Source organism: Nonomuraea sp. NPDC003560 (assembly GCF_042878785.1).
Taxonomy (GTDB): domain Bacteria; phylum Actinomycetota; class Actinomycetes; order Streptosporangiales; family Streptosporangiaceae; genus Nonomuraea.
The window spans coordinates 1-16,228 of sequence record NZ_JBIAOF010000021.1 but is presented as its reverse complement, the minus strand read 5'-3'; the positions used below and the strand labels follow the sequence as shown (position 1 = coordinate 16,228).

The following is a 16,228-nucleotide window of genomic DNA, read 5'->3' as shown; positions in this document are numbered from 1 at the left end:
GAACGTGGTGCCCGTGGGAGAAGGGGGGCTGCCCTGGACGACCACGCGAAGGCCCTGTGGGGAAGCCGCCCCCTTTGATGCTGATGGCCGAGGAGACGCGGGCCATGTTCTGGTCGCGGACTTCGGCACCTCAGCCTGGGGACGACGCGCGCGAAGGGCGGTCGCGGCCACCCGGCCGGGACCGCCCTTGCGTGTGGGCAGGCAGGCTCAACGCTTCCCTGATCAGAGACTCAGTCCTCTGCAATGACCTCGTCCGCTTGCATCCCCTTCTGACCCTGCACCGCGACGAAGGTCACCTTCTGACCTTCACGAAGACTCTTGAAACCGCTTCCCTGGACCGCCCTGAAGTGCACGAAGAGGTCCGGACCGCTTTCGGGGGTGATGAAGCCGAACCCCTTCTCGTCGTTGAACCACTTCACGGTGCCGGACTGCCGTTGCGTCATATCCACTCCCTCGAATCCCATGCTCGGGCCGGCCATGCAGCGCCCGACGAGCTGATCATCCCCAGTGATGGGAAGAAGGCTGCAGAGTTCAGCGCGTCTGGCTGGAAAATGTCGGTCCGCTCGGGCGTATCAACGCCTGATGTCCGCCCTGGCGTCGGCTCTCTCATGCCGGAGAGCCACGACGGCGTCCCTGGAGCCAGGGTCACAGGTTCCACGTTCACGAGGGCCTCGCTGACGATCAAGAGATCCCGCACAGGCGCCAGGATCGCACTTCCACAGGGCGCCGCTGGTCCCGCGGTTTTCCACCACCCTGGCGGGTCGGGCCTCTGAGCTTGCGTTCAGCTCAGGGATGGCTCTCACCACTCGCCGACTGCGCCCGGGTCGCGCAGGGGACGCAGGCCCCCGGGTAGCTCCGGCAGCTGGAAGGAGTACCGGCCGAGCATGTTGACGTGGTGGCGCACGAACGGGGAGAGGCGGGCCACGTCATCGCCGCGGACCTTGAAGCCCTCGGCGCGGAGTTGGTCGAGGGCGGCGTCCATGTAGCGGGTGTTGAAGAGCACCAGGGCGTTGAGGACCAAGCCGAGCGCGCCGATCTGGTCCTCCATGCCCTCCTGGTAGTTCTGGTAGAGCTGGCCGGCGCGGCCGTGGAAGATCTTGCGGGCGAGCGCGTGTCGGCCTTCCTGGAGATTGGCCTGGGTCTTGATCTGGCGCCGGTAGGAGGGCTCGTCCGCGAGCCGCAGGATGTGCAGGGTCTTGGCGATCCGGCCGTAGTGGGCGATCGCGTCGCCGAGCTGGGTGGGCCGGCCGTCGCGGGAGAGCATCCGGATCACGTCGTAGGCCCGCACCGCGCCGGTGTGGATGGAGCCGATGATCCGCAGCACGTCCTCCCAGTGCCGCTCGATCCGGTCCAGGTCGACCCGGCCGCGGGCCGCGTCCTGGAAGGGGCCGTAGTCGGCGGTGCGGTCGATGCGCCACATCTTCTGGTCGGGCAAGTCGGCCAGCGGCGGCGCGTAGGTGAACCCGGCCAGGGTGAGCAGGCCGAAGACGATGTCGCTGTAGCTGGCGGTGTCGGTGACGATCACCTCCGGGCGCCGGCCGCCGTCGCGGTCGTAAAGGACGTCCAGCACGTACAGGGAGTCGCGCGGGGGTGCCGGCCACCACCTTCCCGCCGAGACCTGCGGCCTGGTCGTTGATCAGGTTGAGCCACGTCGCCCCGGCTCGCCGCCCGCCTCCGCCAGTCGAGGCCCCGAAGTACTTCGGGTTCGGCCTGGCGTACACCGAGGGCACCGGCACGACGAACCGCATCCCGTCCACCGAGGCGACCAGACCGCCGCCCCACGCTTGCGCGAGCGGGATCGACGCCTGGGCCGCGATGAGGGCGGCGTTGGCCTGCCGGTAGGTCTCCAGCCGCAGGTACGTCTGGTCCACGTGGGACAGCCGCCCGTACTTGAGCGCGTCCGGCCCGCCGATCACCGGGGTGTAGCCGACGTTGCAGCCGTGCGCGACCAGCAGCGCGGCGATCGTCACGTGCAAGTCCTTGAGGCGGGCCTCGCCGCCGGTCACCGAGGTGAACGCCTGGTCCGCGCCGGTCCAGGAGAACACCTCCAGCAGCACCTCCGGCAGGTCCACCCGGGGCAGCATCGAGTTCACCTGCGCCCGCAGCTCCAGCAGCGAGGCGGGCTCCGGCTCGGGCTCCAGCGCCGCGAAGTGCAGCCGGCCGTCGTCGTCGAAGACGATCTGCGCATTCGCCGGCACCCGGGAAGCCACCTCCCGGTAGGTGCCGTCCAGCAGCGCGGCCCGCCGGGCCAAGTGCTCGCCCGCCGTCTCGAGCAGGCCCAGGGAGGCCAGCACGGTCGGCTTCGCCGCCTCCCACGCCTCACCGGACAGCAGCTTCGCGCGCGGGTCGCCCCACTTCGAGGAGTTCTTGGCGAACACCTCCTTGCGCCGCAGCAGCCGGTGGGCCTGCTCCAGCACGCAGAACGTGTACGCCTTCCAGTCCGCCTCGCCCGGCTCCAGGTGCGGCGCGGCCAGCACCAGCCGCCTCCACGAACCGGACAGCAGCTCGGTGTCGATCTCGGCCTGGCCCACCTTCTTGCGGCCCATCAGCTCCGGCAGCGACTTGAGCGCCTTCACCACCGCCGCGCCCTCCGGGGTGGCTCCGAAGTCCACCACCTTCACCAGCAGCTTCAAGAACGGCCGCACCGTGGCGAACCGGGTGACCAGCACCCGCCGCCACGCCTCGTCGGCGTCCGAGTCCAGAGGCGGCGTCAGCTCGAACATCGCGGCGATCGCCGCCGCCAGCTCATCACGGGTCACCACCGCCTCGATCTCCTCCCACATCGCCGCCAGGGTGGCCACCTTCGGCTCGGTGACCTCCCCGGTATCGGTGTCCACCTGCTCGGCCGTGGTGTCGAACACGACCTGCAGCGCGACGGCGAGTTTGGCGCCGGCCCGCTCGACCTTCGGCAGGGTCCGCAGCTTCTCCTTCGCCGTGTCCCGCTCCGCCCGCGCCAGCAGCCGGGTGGCGACCAGCACCTCCAGCAGGTCCAGGGCGTCGTCCACCGCCCGCGTCGTCAGGTACACCGCGGTGGCCAGCAGCGTGGCCAGGCGCCGGGAATCGCCGTGGCGCCGCAGCAGCGACGCCTTGCCGTCCACGCCATACCGGGACAGCTCCGCCAGCCGGCGCGGCGGCACCCCGGCCACGTCCACCTCGCCTAGGCCCAGCGCGGCGATCTCCTCGGCGCGCTCCAGCGCGGCCTTCATCTGCGGCCCCGACACCCGCACCGGCCCGCGCCGCAGCCGGTCCAGCTCCGAGACCCGCTGCCCGGCCGGCACCGTCAGCAGATCGTCCAGCACCGCCCGCTGGCCCGGCGTCAGCATGCCGTGCAGGGTGTCCCACAGCCGCTGGTTCGCCTCCTCCCGCACCGACGCCACCAGCCGGGCCAGCGTCGTCACTCCCGGCAGCAGCACCCGTCGCTCGCGCAGCCACCCCACCGCCGCGTCGAACAGCGCCTTCGGCCCCTCCCCGGTGGTCCAGGCCCGCGCGTCCACCCACGCCCGCACCTCGGGCTCGACCTCGGCGAACTCCCGGTACTCCAGCAACCGCCGCAGCTCCCGCACGTGGTCAAGCCGGGTGTTCTCCCGCTCGCCGTAGGCCTTGAGTACCGAGGGGTCCTCGATCCCCAGCTGCTCGGCCAGGTAGTCAGCGACTTCCACCGGGATGTCGGTCGGGTCGTCCAGGAACACCCCGAGGTAGCGCACCGTCGCCAGCTGGGCGGCGAAGCCGAGCCTGTTGTGCGAGCGCCGCTTCGACTCGACCAGCTCCCGGTCCGCGTCGTCCAGGAAGAAGAACCGCTCCAGCTCCGCGCGGGCCGGCGCCCCTCGGAACGCCGCGTACCCCGCGGCCTGCTCATCCGTCAGAAACTCGACCGGCACCCCGGACCTCCAGGCAGTTGATCAACACGACTGCCAGAGGTTCGACCAGCACGGAACCGCAGGTCAACGGGCTCCGGATAGCAGGGAGGGCTTAGCGCCGGTTTCCGTTCCGATGTTCCTCAACCCCCAGGATGCCGGTGCGGTACCCGTACTTCTCGATGCCGATGTTGTAGATGCCGACCCGGGTGTAGCCGCTGCCGCAGGGGCCGGCCGCGCCGGCCGGGGCGGCGGTCGCCGCCAGGGCGGTGGTGGAGGTCAGGGTGGTGGTGGAGGTCAGGGCCGCGGCGGCCAGGAGGATCGCCGGCTTGCGTGCTCGCACGAAGATCCCTTCGATTGCCCAGTGTTGTGATCTTGAGTACCACCGGCTCACTTCTGCTACACGCAACTCGTGATCAATGTGATAGTTCGCACAAATCGCCCCCGACGGGTTGCCGTCAGGCGGCAGCGCAGACGGCGGCGGGCGAATCCTGCGGCCCCTCCTTCGACGCCCCGCGTGCTGGTTTCATCGCGACGGGTCCGGGATGGTCACCCGGATCCGGCATGAGTGGGAACACGCAGGTCAGCGGCCGCCGTCGATCAGGTTTGATCTGACGGTGATTTTGACGGCCGACGATGTGATCATGATCAAGGGGACCTTGCGGATCGTCTTCACCGGCGAGGACCTGGCCCGCGTACGCGTCGCCGGCCGGGCGGACATGATGTGGGAAATGGCACTCAGTCTGCACATCCTGCAGCGTCCGGGCGGGGCGAGCGCGCTGTCCGGCTGGCGGCGGCAGGCCCGCGCGGACCTGGCCGAGGCCGGGCTGCTCAAACCGGTGCGGGAGCGGCTGGTGCCGCTGGTGCCGCTCAAGGCGTACTTCCCCGACTTCCTGACCCCCTACGAGTCGCTGAGCGGGTTCCGGCAGGGCCTGGACGTCCTGGCCGACACCCCGTCGGCGCGGGTGCGGCACGAGGTCGACCGGCTGCGCCCGTACGTGCCCGTCCCCGCCACGCTGGACGACCTGGCCCGCGGCAACCGGCGCTCCATCCGCGACCTGGCCCGGCTCGGCGAGCGGTACTGCCAGGTCGCCTTCGGCTCCCGCCGCACCGCCATGCCTGCAAGGACGCGGCCTGACGCCCATCCCCTCCTACTTCGGGCGCTTCACCCCGGTCGCGGTGGCCGACCCCAGCCTGCCGCCCATCCTGGTGTTCCCGATCCAGCACGAGATGCCCGACGACGTCCCCGACGACGCGCTGCCCGACCTGCTCGGCGCCACCCGGGCCCGCGTCCTGCGCTGCATCGCCGCCACCGACGGCCGCACCACCAGCGAGCTGGCCCGCCGGACCGGCGCCTCGCTGTCGTCGGCCAGCACGCACGCCCAGGTGCTGCAACGGGCCGGGCTCATCACCAGCACCCGGCACGCCAACATGGTCATCCACCAGCTCACCCGGCTGGGCGGCGACCTGATCCACCGCCAGCAGTGATCCCGACCCCCGGCGGGATCCTGGATGGAACCTTTCTCCCGCATGCGGATAAGTACCGTCGTGACATCCCTTCCACACGACGAACCCGTCCTGGCAGGTCCTCCGGCGGACGCGCGGGCGCCGCTTCGGGCGGACGTCCCGGCGCCGGTCCAGCCGAAGGTCCCAACAGCCTTACAAACAGCCTGCGAAAGAGCCCTCGATGGGCCCGCGCAGGACTCGGCGGTCATCGAGGCGTCGCTGGCCGAGCCGGAGCGTTTCGCCGAGCTGTTCGAGCGGCATGCCGCCGTCCTGCATCGTTACGTCGTCCGGCGGCTCGGGCCCGATCAGGCCGAGGACGTGGTGGCCGAGACGTTCACCAGGGCGTTCGAGAAGCGCCACAAGTACGCCCTGGATCGCCAGGACGCCCTGCCCTGGCTGTACGGCATCGCCACGAACATCATCGGCACCCATCGAAGGGCCGAGACCCGCGGATTCCGGGCGCTCGCCCGAACCGGGGAGGACCCCGTGGCGGTGGCCTTCGACGAGCGGGTGGTCGCCCGCGTCTCCGCCTCGGAGACCCGCAGACCGCTCGCGGCCGCCCTGGCCGCGCTGGGCAAGGGCGAGCGCGACGTCCTGCTGCTGGTCTCCTGGGGCGACCTCAGCTACGAGGAGACGGCGCAGGCGCTGAACGTGCCCATCGGCACCGTGCGGTCCCGGCTGTCGCGCGCCCGCCGCAAGATCGCCCACGCCCTGGGCGGCAGCAACCCCACCGACGTGATCGAGGAGGTCTGATGAACGATCTGGACATGGTCCGCGACCTGCGCTCGGAGGTGCGGCAGAGCGAGGCGGGCGATCTGCGTCACGCCCGGCGCCGGATGCTGGCCGCGCTGGCCCCGGAGCCACCGGCCCGCCGGGTCCGGCGTGTGGTGCTGCGGGTGGCCGCGGTGGGCGCGTTCGGCGCCACGATCGCGGCGGGCGTCACGGTGGTGCAGAGCCTCGCCCCGGACGGCCGGGGGACGCAGTCCGCCGGCGCCCCGGCATGGCTGCCGGTGGCCAACGCGCAGACCCTGGCCGAGCACGCGACGGCGGCGGCGGCCGGCCAGCCGGACGTCTACCCGCGAGCCGACCAGTGGGTCTACGTCAAATGGGACACCTACACCTCGCCCAGGCTGACGGCCGGAGCCACCGCGCCACCGGCCGGCGCGGGCCGGGCGGACTCGCGGGAGACCGTCGAGAGATGGACGCGGGGCGACGGCCGGGAAAGGGCCATGCGCAAGGAAGGCGGCAAGACGATCGAACGCCGCCGGGGCGGGGCGGACCCCCGTCTGCGGTTCGACCCCGCCTACCTGCGCTCGCTGCCGCTGGAGCCCTCCGCCCTGGCCGAGCGCCTGAAGAAGGACACCAGCCAGATCGCTCTGCCGCCGGCGCGGGCGGTGTCCCACCAGATCCTGAGCATCCTGGAAGAAGGCGCTCCGGCGGCTCGCCTGCGCGCCGCGCTCTACACCGTCCTGTCCCGGCTGGACGACGTCGGCGTGGAGCCGGTGCGCGATCTGCTGGGCCGGCAGGGCGTGGCGATCTACACCCGCGACGACGGGGTCCGCCAGGAGGTCATCATCGACCCGACCACCTTCGACCTGCTCGGGGCGCGCCGCGTCTACGTCGGCGGGGCCGAGTCGCCCGACCCGTACTACAGCGGGTTGCCCGAGGGCGAGGTGATCACCTCCAGGGCCCGGGTGTCGGTCGGCATCGTGGACGAGGCGGGCGACCTTCCCTAGCCGAGCCCCTGGCCGGTGCCCGTGACGAGGGCCGGGCACCGGCCGCCGGGCTCAAGGGGAGTCCGGCCCGCAGTGGTCGGGATCGGCTCCCGGGCCGGAGTCAGGAGTTGCCCGACCCCCTTCCCGACTTAGTAATCGGTACCGTATCGTTTACTAAGTGACTGACACCGTGCTCATCGCGGGCGCCGGCCCCACCGGGCTGGCCCTGGCCGTCCACCTGGCCCTGCATGACATCCCCGTCCGCGTCGTCGACGCCGCCCCCGCCCCCGCCACCACCTCCCGCGCCCTCGGCCTGCAACCACGCGGCAGGGAGGTCCTGGAACGCATCGGCGCGCTCGGCGACCTGCCCCAGCGCTCCCGGTCCTCGCTCACCATGTCCTACAACGAGGGCACCCGCACCGTGCTGCGCCTCCACGTCGGCCAGGCCGTCGCCGACCAGCCGAAACAGACCCTGCTGATCTCGCAGGCCGAGATCGAGGGCACGCTGCGGCGACGTCTGGCCGAACTGGGCGGCCAGGTGGAGTGGGACACCCGCCTGGTCGCGGCCCGGCAGGACGGCGCCGGCGTCACCGCCACCGTCCGCACGGCCGACGGCGCCGAGCGCCCGATCCGGACCCACTGGCTGATCGGCTGTGACGGCGCGCACAGCACCGTGCGCAAGCTCGCCGGCATCGGCTTCCCCGGCCGCAAACTCCTTGAACGCCTGCTGATGGTCGACGTGCAGGCCCGGTGGCCGCTGGACAGGAACGGCAGCACGACCTGGATGGAGGCCGGCCGCATGCTGTCGGTCACCGCGCTGCCCGACGACACCTGGCGGGTGTTCACCGAACCGCCGTCGCAGCTGCCGGACCGGCTGTCCGAACGCGAGATCGGCGACCGGGTGCTGAGCGAGTTCTCCCGCCGCAGCGGGATCGGCCTCGACACGGTCACCGACCTCCGCTGGGCCTCGGAGTTCCGCATCCACCGCCGGCTGGCCGACGCCTACCGGCGCGGCCGGATCCTCCTGGCCGGCGACGCGGCGCACATCCAGAGCCCCACCGGCGGCCAGGGACAGAACACCGGCCTCGGCGACGCCGAGAACCTGGCCTGGAAGCTGGTGCTGGTCGCCCGCGGCCGCGCCGACCGGCGGCTGCTCGACACCTACGAAGGCGAACGCCGGCCGCTGGCCCGCAAGGTCCTGCGCGCCACCAGCACCGCCGTGGACATCATGCTGCCCAACGCCCCCTGGAAGCGCCTGCTGCGCGACCACGTCGTCCTGCCGGTCGTGCGGCTGCCCGCCGTGCAGCGCCGGCTGTGGCTGGCCGCCTCCCAGCTCGGCATCAGCTACCGAGGAGGACCGCTGGCCCCGGCCGAGCACCGGTGGATGCCCGGACCGCGTCCCGGCGACCGGATGCCCGACCTCGCCTGCCGGCGCCCGGACGGCGACGGCACCACCCTGCACGCCGCCATCGGCGGACGCTGGGTCGTGCTCGCCGATGATCGGCACGTCGCCGCCCGCCACGCCGCGGCCGCCGCGGCGGAGTTGGGCGCCGACCTGGTCCTCGCGCTCACGCCGGTGGAGCCCGGCTCGCCCGACGTGACGCTGATCCGCCCCGACGGGCACATCGGTTGGCGTCACCGTCCGGCACCCGACAGACTGGCCACATGGCTGAACAAGGTGCTGTGGCCGGCGTAGAACGCCACGGCCGTCCCCGCGATCCGGGAAACGACGCCGCCATCCTGGAGGCGGCGCTGGACCTGCTGATCGAACGCGGCGCGGCGGGCACCAGCGTGGAAGCGGTCGCCCAGCGCGCCGGCGTGGCGAAACTGACCGTCTACCGGCGCTGGCGGGCCAAGGAGGACCTCCTGATGGCCGCCTTGGAGCACGCCCGTGCCCCCGACATCGACGCCGCCCCGGCCGGGCGGTCGATCGAGGAACTGGTCGGCTCCGTCGCCGAGCTGCTCAGCCGTCCCCGCTTCCGCGCGCTGATGGCCCGCGTCATCGGCGCCTCGGTCGACTACCCGAAGCTGGTGGCCGCCTACACCGAGCGCTACCTGCGGCCCCGGCTGGACGCCGTGGCCCAGGTCGCGCGGCAGGCCGTCGAGGCCGGTCACCTTCCGGCCGGCACCGACCCGGGCGTCGTCCAGGACATCCTGGCCGGCTCGATCGGGTCCGTCCTGCTCCAGCACGCCGACGACGTGACCGCCGAACAGATCGAGCGCCGGTTGCGGACCCTGCTGGGGCACATCGGGTACCGGCCCTGACACCGCGCGGCCGCCGTCCCTCCCTGCACGCTCAGCCGGGCAGATCGTCGCGGCCCACGAGCCCGTTCTCGTAGGCGTGGATCACCGCGTGCACGCGGTCGCGCAGGCCCAGCTTCTGCAGGACGGCCCGGACGTGCGACTTCACCGTGTTCTCGCTCAGCACCAGCTCCGCGCGGATCTCGGCGTTGGACCTGCCGCGTGCCAGCAGGCCGAAGATCTCGACCTCGCGCGGGGTGAGGCCGTCCAGGGCCGCCGTCCTGCGCATCGGCGTCTGCCGCAGGAGGCCCAGGATCGTCGCGGCCACCCCCGGGGCCAGCGCCGCCGTGCCGGACGCGACGTCGCACACCGCCTGGGCCAGCGCGGCGGGCCGGACGTCCTTGGTCAGGTAGCCGCTGGCGCCGGCCCGGACGGCCGCCACGACCAGTTCGTCGTCGTCGAACGTCGTCAGCATGAGCACCCGGGTCGCCGGAGCGATCCGCACGATCTCCGCCGTGGCGGCGACACCGTCCAGGCGCGGCATGCGGATGTCCATCAGCACCACGTCGAGGCGGTGCCGCCGGACGACCTCGATCGCCTGGCCGCCGTCGGCGACGTCGTGGGTGACCTCGATGCGCTCGTCGGCCGACAGGACCGTGCGCAGCGAGGCCCGCAGCAGCTCCTGATCGTCGACGAGCATGACCCGGATCACGCTCATGCCCCCTCCTTCGTGGGGAGCCGCGCCCGCAGCACCCATCCGTCGTCCCCGTCGTCGATCGACAGTGTGCCGCCCGCGGTGCGCACCCGTTCCTCGATCCCCATCAAGCCGGTCCCCTGGCCGCGGGCGCCGCGAAGCGCGCCGCCGCCGTCGTCGCGGACCTCCACCACCACCTCGGCCGGACTCCAGCGCAGGCTGACGCTCACCGCGACCGGCGGTTCCAGGTGGCGCAGCGCGTTGGTGACGCCCTCCTGCACGGTCCGCACCGCCGCGACCTCGGCGCTGAGGCTCAGCGGCCGCCGCTCACCCGCCTCCGCCAGCGTCACCGCGTGCAGCGGGCTCGCCGCCGAGGCCACCAGGTCGGGCAGCACGTCGAGCGAGATCGGCGCCTGGCCGGGCCGGGATCCGGCGCGCGACGCCGCGCCGGCCGCGCCCATGGCGGGCGGGCCCCCGGCGGGCGGGCCCAAGGTGGCCAGCATCGCGCGCAGTCCCTGGTGGGCGTCCCGCCCGGTCTCGGCGATGTCGCCGAGTTCGCGCCGGGTCGCCGCATCCGCCGTCGTCACCGCCGCGGCCTCGATCCGCGCGACCATGACGGTGACCGTGTGGGCGATCACGTCGTGCAGGTCGCGGCGGATCCCGGCCCGTTCACCGGCGAGCGCCGCGGCCAGCCGTTCGTCCTCGGCCCGTCGGGCGGCCTCGCGCCTGCGCCGGACCAGCAGGGCCGCGAGCCACACCCCGCCGACCACGAGCGTCAGCAGCCCGCCCTCGATCAGGCGAATCCACAGCGGGTCGGCGGGCAGCCGCGCCCACCCCACCACCTCGTTCAGGACGATCCCGAGCGCCGCGACCGCCAACGCCGGAACCGAGGACCTGACCGGGACCAGGCCGGTCAGCCGCCACAACGCGAAGGGGAAGCACACCGCCGAGGGCAGCAGGTTCAGCGACCATCCCGGGGAGGGCGTCAGCACCAGGACGAGCATGGCCAGCGCGCCGATCGCGTACCCCGCCCACGGCCGCCGGGCCGCCGCCACCGCCCCCGCATGGAGCAGGACGGCGGCGCCCGCCGCGGCCAGGACCTGCCACCAGGCCGCGCCCAGGTACCAGGCGCCCACCAGGACGATCACCGTCAGGAACGCCAGGACCGCGTGCGCCGCCACCGTCGTGGCCGGCCAGGCGCTCCGGCGCGGAGGGGCTGTCACGGTCGGTCGTCGCCTTCCGGTGGGCTCGTGGTGGGGGAGCCGTGCCCGGCTCGACCTGCCACAGGATAGCCAGCGGCCGAGGGGGACAGGTGACGCGCCGCGTCGGCCGCTCCGGCAGCGTGCGAATGGGTCACGAGTCTGGACATTCGGCAGATACGCGCGAGCACGCCTGGATAGGCTGCCACAACTTGATCATCGACGAGGGAGCATGGTGGCCGCGCAGACACAACCAGGACGTGTGATCGGCGGACGGTACCGGCTGGAGTCCGTTCTGGGCGGCGGAGGCTTCGGACGGGTCTGGAAGGCGCACGACGAGTCTCTCGACGTGTCCGTGGCGGTGAAGGAGGTCTGGCTCCCGTCGGCCACCTCCGACGAGGAGCACGCGCAACGGCTGCGCCGCGCCGAGCGGGAGGCGCGCAACGCCGCCCGGCTGCGCTCGCATCCGCACATCGTCACCGTCCACGACGTGGTGATCGAGGACCAGGCGCCGTGGATCGTCATGGAACTGGTCGACGGCGGCACCCTCGCCGAGCTGATCGCCCGGGACGGCCCCCTGCCGCCCGGCGTCGTCGCGTCGGCCGCCAGGGGCCTGCTGGACGCCCTGCGCACGGCCCACGCCTCCGGCATCGTGCACCGGGACGTGAAACCGGCGAACGTGCTGATCGCCCGCGACGGCCGCGTGCTGCTCACCGACTTCGGGATCGCCGTGCAACAGGGCGACACCGCCCTCACCAAGAGCGGCGGGCTGATGGGCTCGCTGGAGTACATCGCGCCGGAACGGTTCAACGGCGTGGACAGCGGCGGCGCCGGCGACCTGTACTCGCTCGGGGTGACGCTGTACCAGGCGCTGGAAGGGGTGTCCCCGTTCCACCGGGACACCCCGACGGAGACGCTCACCGCGGTGCTGCTGGGGGAGCCGCCCGTGCCCCGCGACGCCGGCGGCCTCGGGACGCTGATCACCCGCCTGCTGGACAAGGCCCCGGCCAACCGCCCCACCGCCGCCGAGGCCCTGGCCATGATCGACGCCCTCGGGCAGCCTCGCCTGCCGAACACCCCGCCGCCCCCGGCCGGCCCTCAATCCGTGCCGCCGCGGCTGCCCTTCCCGGACGCCGGTTCCGCTCCGTCCGGCCCGTCGGCGCGCACCGAGAACCTCCCGCCTCCGCCGCCGCCCACGTTGCAGGAGCAGGCGCCCGCCTTCCACGACCCGTCACGGCCCGGCCGGAGCGGAACCGGCCCCGGCGGACCGCGGAACCGCAAGCTGCTCATCGCGGGCGGTGCAGGGCTCGCTGTGGTGATCGCCGCGGTCGCCGTCGTCGTGGCCGTCTCGGGAGACGGCGACCAGACCCCGCAGGCGGGCTCGTCCGGCACGGCGGCAGAGCAGACGGCGGCCGCCGCCGACCAGCCCGGCACGAAGGGCCACGGGATACCGCCGGGGTGCGAGAACCAGACCGGCGTCATGGAGAAGTGGACCCAGGTCCCGGTCAGCGGAACGGTGCCGCTGCCGCCGACCGAGAACCTGCTCAACGAGATCATCGACCTTCAGCAGGCCAATCTGGCCAAGGCGGTCCGCCCGGCGCTCAAGACCGCGCTCCGGAACGACATCGACACCGCCAAGAAGGCCCTGAAGGCGCTTCGCGCCGACGACGTGGACACGTACCGGCAGGCGGTGACGAAGGACAAGCTCGGGCACCTGACCGAGATCTCCGACGCGTGCTTCTTCAACGATCTCGGCCCGTCGCAGTCATCGGGGTGACCCGGGTGTCGGAGGAACCGCCTGTCTCGTCCGTCGCCGGCCGGGGGCGGGGCACGTGATGCAGGCCCACGTCGCCGAGGCGGTCCGGGCGGCTGCCCCGCCGCCGGCGAACGTCGTCATCAGGCCGGCAGGCGCCCGGTCACCGACCCGCGGGGCGACGATCAGGAGCGCTTGCGGTAGACGGCCAAGGCCCAGCGGACCGGGCGGTTGGCGCCCTCGCCCCAGATGCCCGCCCGCACGGTGACGGTGACCCGCCTGCCCTCCGGCACGGTCAGCTCATTCATCGCCATCGGGTACGGGCCGCTCGTCCACTGGCTGCAGGTGACCACCTCCTCGTCGCCGCCCTCGATCCGGTACGTGAACCACATCCGCCTGGCCAGGTCACCGGCGCAGAGCGCCTCGATGCCCATCCTGCCGCCGTCGCCCCGGACCGTGACCGTGGCCGTCCCGTCCCGCGGCCAGATCCGGTCCTGCGTCGCGCCGGCCAGCTCCCAGCTCGGCAGCCGCTTGGGGAAGGCTCTGAGCGGTTCGGGCTCGACCGGCCGCGCGGGAGGCGTCCATTCGTAGACGGCCAGGCTCCAGACCGCCTTGACGGGCTCAGGGGTGACGCACGGCGCCCCCTTCTCCTGCCGTGTGCACCCCCCGCCCCGGGTGGTCGTGTCGAACGTCACCGTGACCTGGCCGGCCCCGGCGGGCACCGGCAACGGGACCAGCTCCATGCCCTTCAGGCAGGGGGAGATGGGCGGGGAGGCGCCGGCGGCGCGGCCCGCCACGGAGATCCTCGGCGCCGTGGCGCCGAACGAGCCGTCGCACAGCGCGGCCACGTCCAGCGGCCTGCCGGTGACCGGGATCGTGACCGACGTCTTGCGCGCGCCGTCCGTCCTGACCGTCGCCGTCGCCAGCCGCCGGTAGCCGGTGCCGTCGTGGGCGGTGAACCGTTCCGGCAGCGGCTCCGGGGCGGGGGCCACGGCGGAGGCCGAGGTCGCGGGCTCGTGCCGCGGCACGGCGTCACCGGGCAGCAGGGAGAGCACGGCCGCGCCCGCGGCCACCGTCGCCGCCACCGTCGCGGCGGCGGAGGCCAGGACCCTGCGCCGCCAGGTACGCCGCACACGGCGGCGGACGAGCTCGTGACGGTCCGGGATCGCGGGCGCGGGTCCCTCGGCTCGCTCCCGCAACATCTCACGCAGGTCCTGCACGCTCATCGGCACTCCTTCACGATCGACTCGTCCACGCGCAGCTTGGCCAGCGCCTTGGCGGTCTGGCTCTTGACCGTGCCGTCATGGCAGCCCAGGATCCTGGTCACCTCCTGCACCGACAGGTCCTCGTAGAACCGCAGCACGATCACCGCGCGCTGCTTGGCGGGCAGCCTTCCCACCGCCTCCCACAGCTCCTCCCGCCCGGACCGCTCGGCGTCGGGCACCCCCTCCTCGGGCAGCGTGCCGCTCGGCACCTCGCCGCGCCATCGCCGCCGCCACCACGAGGTGTAGGTCGTCACGAGCACCCGCCGCACGTACGCCTCGGGCTCCTCGATGCGCGACCAGGCGAACCACGCCTTGGCCAGGCACTCCTGGAGCAGGTCCTCGGCCGTTCCCCAGTCGCGGGTCAGCAGGTACGCCGTCCGCAGCAACCGGTCGGACCGCGAGGCCACGAAGTTGTCAAAGAGCTTCCTGTCTGGCACACCCGTACTGACGCGGTGCCGGCGCGATCAGGTTGCCTCACCGCGCCGATCCCGCCTTCTCCTATGATCACCGGGTGCCTTTATCGAGGATCGCGCCGACCCTGCTCGTGCTCACCCTGACGGCCGGATGCGGCGGACAGGACGCGACGGCGGCCCGGACGCCCGCCGAGGCGGTGGCCCGGCAGGCGAAGGACGGAGCCGGAGTCAAGATCACCAAGGTCGTCCGGCTGACCTACGGCAACGCGCCTCGGGCGGCGGAAGACCTCATCGTGCCCGTCGACATCGGCGAGTACAGCGAGAGCCGGACCACCGGAATCCTGCGCCTCGGTACGGCCGCCGCCGACCTGACCACGACCTTCCACCGGACCGACGTCCCCGAGGACCTGAAGAACGTCATCCCGGACGACCTGTCCGGTATGACGACCAGGGCGATCTCCATCGGCGGCTCCGACACCTACGAGCAGCGAGCCGACCGGAGGGACGTTCCCGCCGGCAAGAGCTGGCTGCACCACAGCAGCCCCGAGTGCGGGACGGCGGCGCGGCTCGCCGGGGCACTCGACGCGCGGGCGGTCCTGTCACCCGAGGTGCTGGAGAGGCTCGCGGCGCCTGCGCCCTCCTCCGGCGGGGTCGTCGACGAGGTCACCACCGTCGTCCATGCCGGAAGCGCCGCGCAGACCGAGCTCAGCACCCCGGCCCGAGGCGACGACCCGGCCATGACGGAAGTACTGCGGGAGCAGTACCGCGCGGCACGGGTCTCGTGGCAGCTGTGGGTCGGGCCGGACCGGCTTCCCCGCCGGGTCCGTCTCGTCACGCCCGACCCCTCGGCCGAGGAGGGCGTGCCCAGGAGCAGCGTGACCGAGATCGACTTCACCGACTGGGGCAACGACGTGTCCGTCGCGCCGCCGCCCCAGGACCAGGTTCATGAGAGCGGAAGCTGTCTCGCCCCGGAACCGTACTGAACACCCGGGCCGTGCCGGATGCATCCTGGGCGTGACGTTTCCGTCCGGTGCCGGTTAGGCGGGGGTCACGGGGACGCGGGCGGATGCGCCGGCGCCGGTTCCGGTCCCGCCGAACAGCGGTGACGCCGCCGCCCCCATCGGGCGTCGCCGAGCCGGTCGCCGTCGGCCGATTCGCCCTTCAGTGGGCCCGGAATGCCGGACTTTCCCTGCCCGATTGTCCGGCATGACGGCCGATTCTGGCACGTGGATGGGTGTGACCAGCGGTAACAGAAATGTCGGTATGCCTACCGATGGACATACGTATTTTCGAGCAGTCAAGCAGCGCTTAGCGTCTGGCGGCAACAAGGCGAAACGGTTCGCTTGCTGTATCCGTCACCCTTTATCACCCCCCATGCCCCCTTTCACCTCCCGCGATCCAGGAGACCCCTGACCGCGTGGTGACCCGCGCACGCCCAAAGGCGGCAACGGCCCGAAGGGAGCCTGCCGAAAGGAGCACCACAGCGTGAAACGCAAAGCCTTACTCGCGGCGGTCGCCGGCCTGGCCACGGCCGCGACCCTGACGCTTCCCGCGTCACCCGCGAGTGCCGCCCCGCCCGGAGCCACCC

The 16,228-nt window shown here is 72.7% G+C and carries 15 protein-coding genes and 1 pseudogene; 7 read left to right on the top strand and 9 right to left on the bottom strand.

Annotated elements, in window-relative coordinates; genetic code table 11:
- Positions 1-230: 230 nt before the first annotated feature.
- The 5 genes and pseudogenes from ACFYUV_RS48790 to ACFYUV_RS48770 form a co-directional block, all read right to left on the bottom strand.
- Positions 231-443, bottom strand: coding sequence for a cold-shock protein (locus ACFYUV_RS48790; RefSeq protein WP_387682461.1), 213 nt, complete (start codon positions 441-443; stop codon positions 231-233).
- 356 nt (positions 444-799) lie between these two features.
- Positions 800-3,878 (bottom strand): annotated as a pseudogene (locus tag ACFYUV_RS48785) (Tn3 family transposase).
- 91 nt (positions 3,879-3,969) lie between these two features.
- The gene (locus ACFYUV_RS48780) at positions 3,970-4,197 is read right to left on the bottom strand and encodes a hypothetical protein (protein WP_387682458.1); all 228 of its coding nucleotides are present in this window, start codon (positions 4,195-4,197) and stop codon (positions 3,970-3,972) included.
- Between the two features lie 240 nt (positions 4,198-4,437).
- Positions 4,438-4,728 carry a hypothetical protein gene (locus ACFYUV_RS48775; protein ID WP_387682456.1) on the bottom strand — a complete coding sequence of 97 codons (291 nt, stop codon included), beginning with the start codon at positions 4,726-4,728 and terminating at the stop codon, positions 4,438-4,440.
- Positions 4,729-4,755: 27 nt separating this feature from the next.
- Positions 4,756-4,971, bottom strand: a complete 216-nt coding sequence (locus ACFYUV_RS48770; RefSeq protein WP_387682454.1) for a hypothetical protein — start codon at positions 4,969-4,971, stop codon at positions 4,756-4,758.
- A gap of 62 nt (positions 4,972-5,033) precedes the next feature.
- Here ACFYUV_RS48770 and ACFYUV_RS48765 point away from each other — a divergent pair, with 62 nt between their 5' ends.
- The 5 genes from ACFYUV_RS48765 to ACFYUV_RS48745 all read left to right on the top strand — a co-directional run bounded on the left by ACFYUV_RS48765 (position 5,034) and on the right by ACFYUV_RS48745 (position 9,340).
- A complete protein-coding gene (locus ACFYUV_RS48765; RefSeq protein WP_387682451.1) occupies positions 5,034-5,342 on the top strand; it encodes an ArsR/SmtB family transcription factor in 309 nt (102 codons plus the stop codon).
- Between the two features lie 60 nt (positions 5,343-5,402).
- The gene (locus tag ACFYUV_RS48760; RefSeq protein ID WP_387682449.1) at positions 5,403-6,113 is read left to right on the top strand and encodes an RNA polymerase sigma factor; all 711 of its coding nucleotides are present in this window, start codon (positions 5,403-5,405) and stop codon (positions 6,111-6,113) included.
- Complete coding sequence (locus ACFYUV_RS48755) at positions 6,113-7,096, top strand: CU044_5270 family protein (protein WP_387682446.1); 984 nt, start codon at positions 6,113-6,115, stop codon at positions 7,094-7,096. The genes ACFYUV_RS48760 and ACFYUV_RS48755 overlap by 1 nt, the downstream gene beginning before the upstream one ends.
- Positions 7,097-7,253: 157 nt before the next feature.
- On the top strand, positions 7,254-8,771 hold the full coding sequence (locus ACFYUV_RS48750; RefSeq protein ID WP_387682443.1) for an FAD-dependent monooxygenase: 1,518 nt from the start codon (positions 7,254-7,256) through the stop codon (positions 8,769-8,771).
- Positions 8,741-9,340, top strand: coding sequence for a TetR/AcrR family transcriptional regulator (locus ACFYUV_RS48745; protein WP_387682440.1), 600 nt, complete (start codon positions 8,741-8,743; stop codon positions 9,338-9,340). Before ACFYUV_RS48750 ends, ACFYUV_RS48745 begins: the two co-directional genes overlap by 31 nt.
- 31 nt (positions 9,341-9,371) lie before the next feature.
- Here the strand turns inward: ACFYUV_RS48745 and ACFYUV_RS48740 are convergent, their stop codons facing one another.
- Together ACFYUV_RS48740 and ACFYUV_RS48735 are read right to left on the bottom strand one after the other, a co-directional pair.
- Positions 9,372-10,034: a response regulator gene (locus ACFYUV_RS48740; RefSeq protein ID WP_387682438.1), complete on the bottom strand. Its 663-nt coding sequence runs from the start codon at positions 10,032-10,034 to the stop codon at positions 9,372-9,374.
- Complete coding sequence (locus ACFYUV_RS48735; protein WP_387682435.1) at positions 10,031-11,233, bottom strand: sensor histidine kinase; 1,203 nt, start codon at positions 11,231-11,233, stop codon at positions 10,031-10,033. Before ACFYUV_RS48735 ends, ACFYUV_RS48740 begins: the two co-directional genes overlap by 4 nt.
- A 238-nt stretch (positions 11,234-11,471) precedes the next feature.
- Here ACFYUV_RS48735 and ACFYUV_RS48730 point away from each other — a divergent pair, with 238 nt between their 5' ends.
- Positions 11,472-12,986 carry a serine/threonine-protein kinase gene (locus tag ACFYUV_RS48730; RefSeq protein WP_387682432.1) on the top strand — a complete coding sequence of 505 codons (1,515 nt, stop codon included), beginning with the start codon at positions 11,472-11,474 and terminating at the stop codon, positions 12,984-12,986.
- Between the two features lie 161 nt (positions 12,987-13,147).
- On the opposite strand, the gene ACFYUV_RS48725 is transcribed toward ACFYUV_RS48730, so the two are convergent.
- Both ACFYUV_RS48725 and ACFYUV_RS48720 read right to left on the bottom strand, forming a co-directional pair.
- Positions 13,148-14,188 carry a hypothetical protein gene (locus ACFYUV_RS48725; RefSeq protein WP_387682429.1) on the bottom strand — a complete coding sequence of 347 codons (1,041 nt, stop codon included), beginning with the start codon at positions 14,186-14,188 and terminating at the stop codon, positions 13,148-13,150.
- Positions 14,185-14,664 carry a SigE family RNA polymerase sigma factor gene (locus tag ACFYUV_RS48720; RefSeq protein WP_387682426.1) on the bottom strand — a complete coding sequence of 160 codons (480 nt, stop codon included), beginning with the start codon at positions 14,662-14,664 and terminating at the stop codon, positions 14,185-14,187. The genes ACFYUV_RS48725 and ACFYUV_RS48720 overlap by 4 nt, the downstream gene beginning before the upstream one ends.
- Positions 14,665-14,738: 74 nt before the next feature.
- Between ACFYUV_RS48720 and ACFYUV_RS48715 the strand changes: the two genes are divergently transcribed.
- Positions 14,739-15,623 carry a hypothetical protein gene (locus tag ACFYUV_RS48715; protein ID WP_387682423.1) on the top strand — a complete coding sequence of 295 codons (885 nt, stop codon included), beginning with the start codon at positions 14,739-14,741 and terminating at the stop codon, positions 15,621-15,623.
- Positions 15,624-16,228 lie beyond the last annotated feature (605 nt).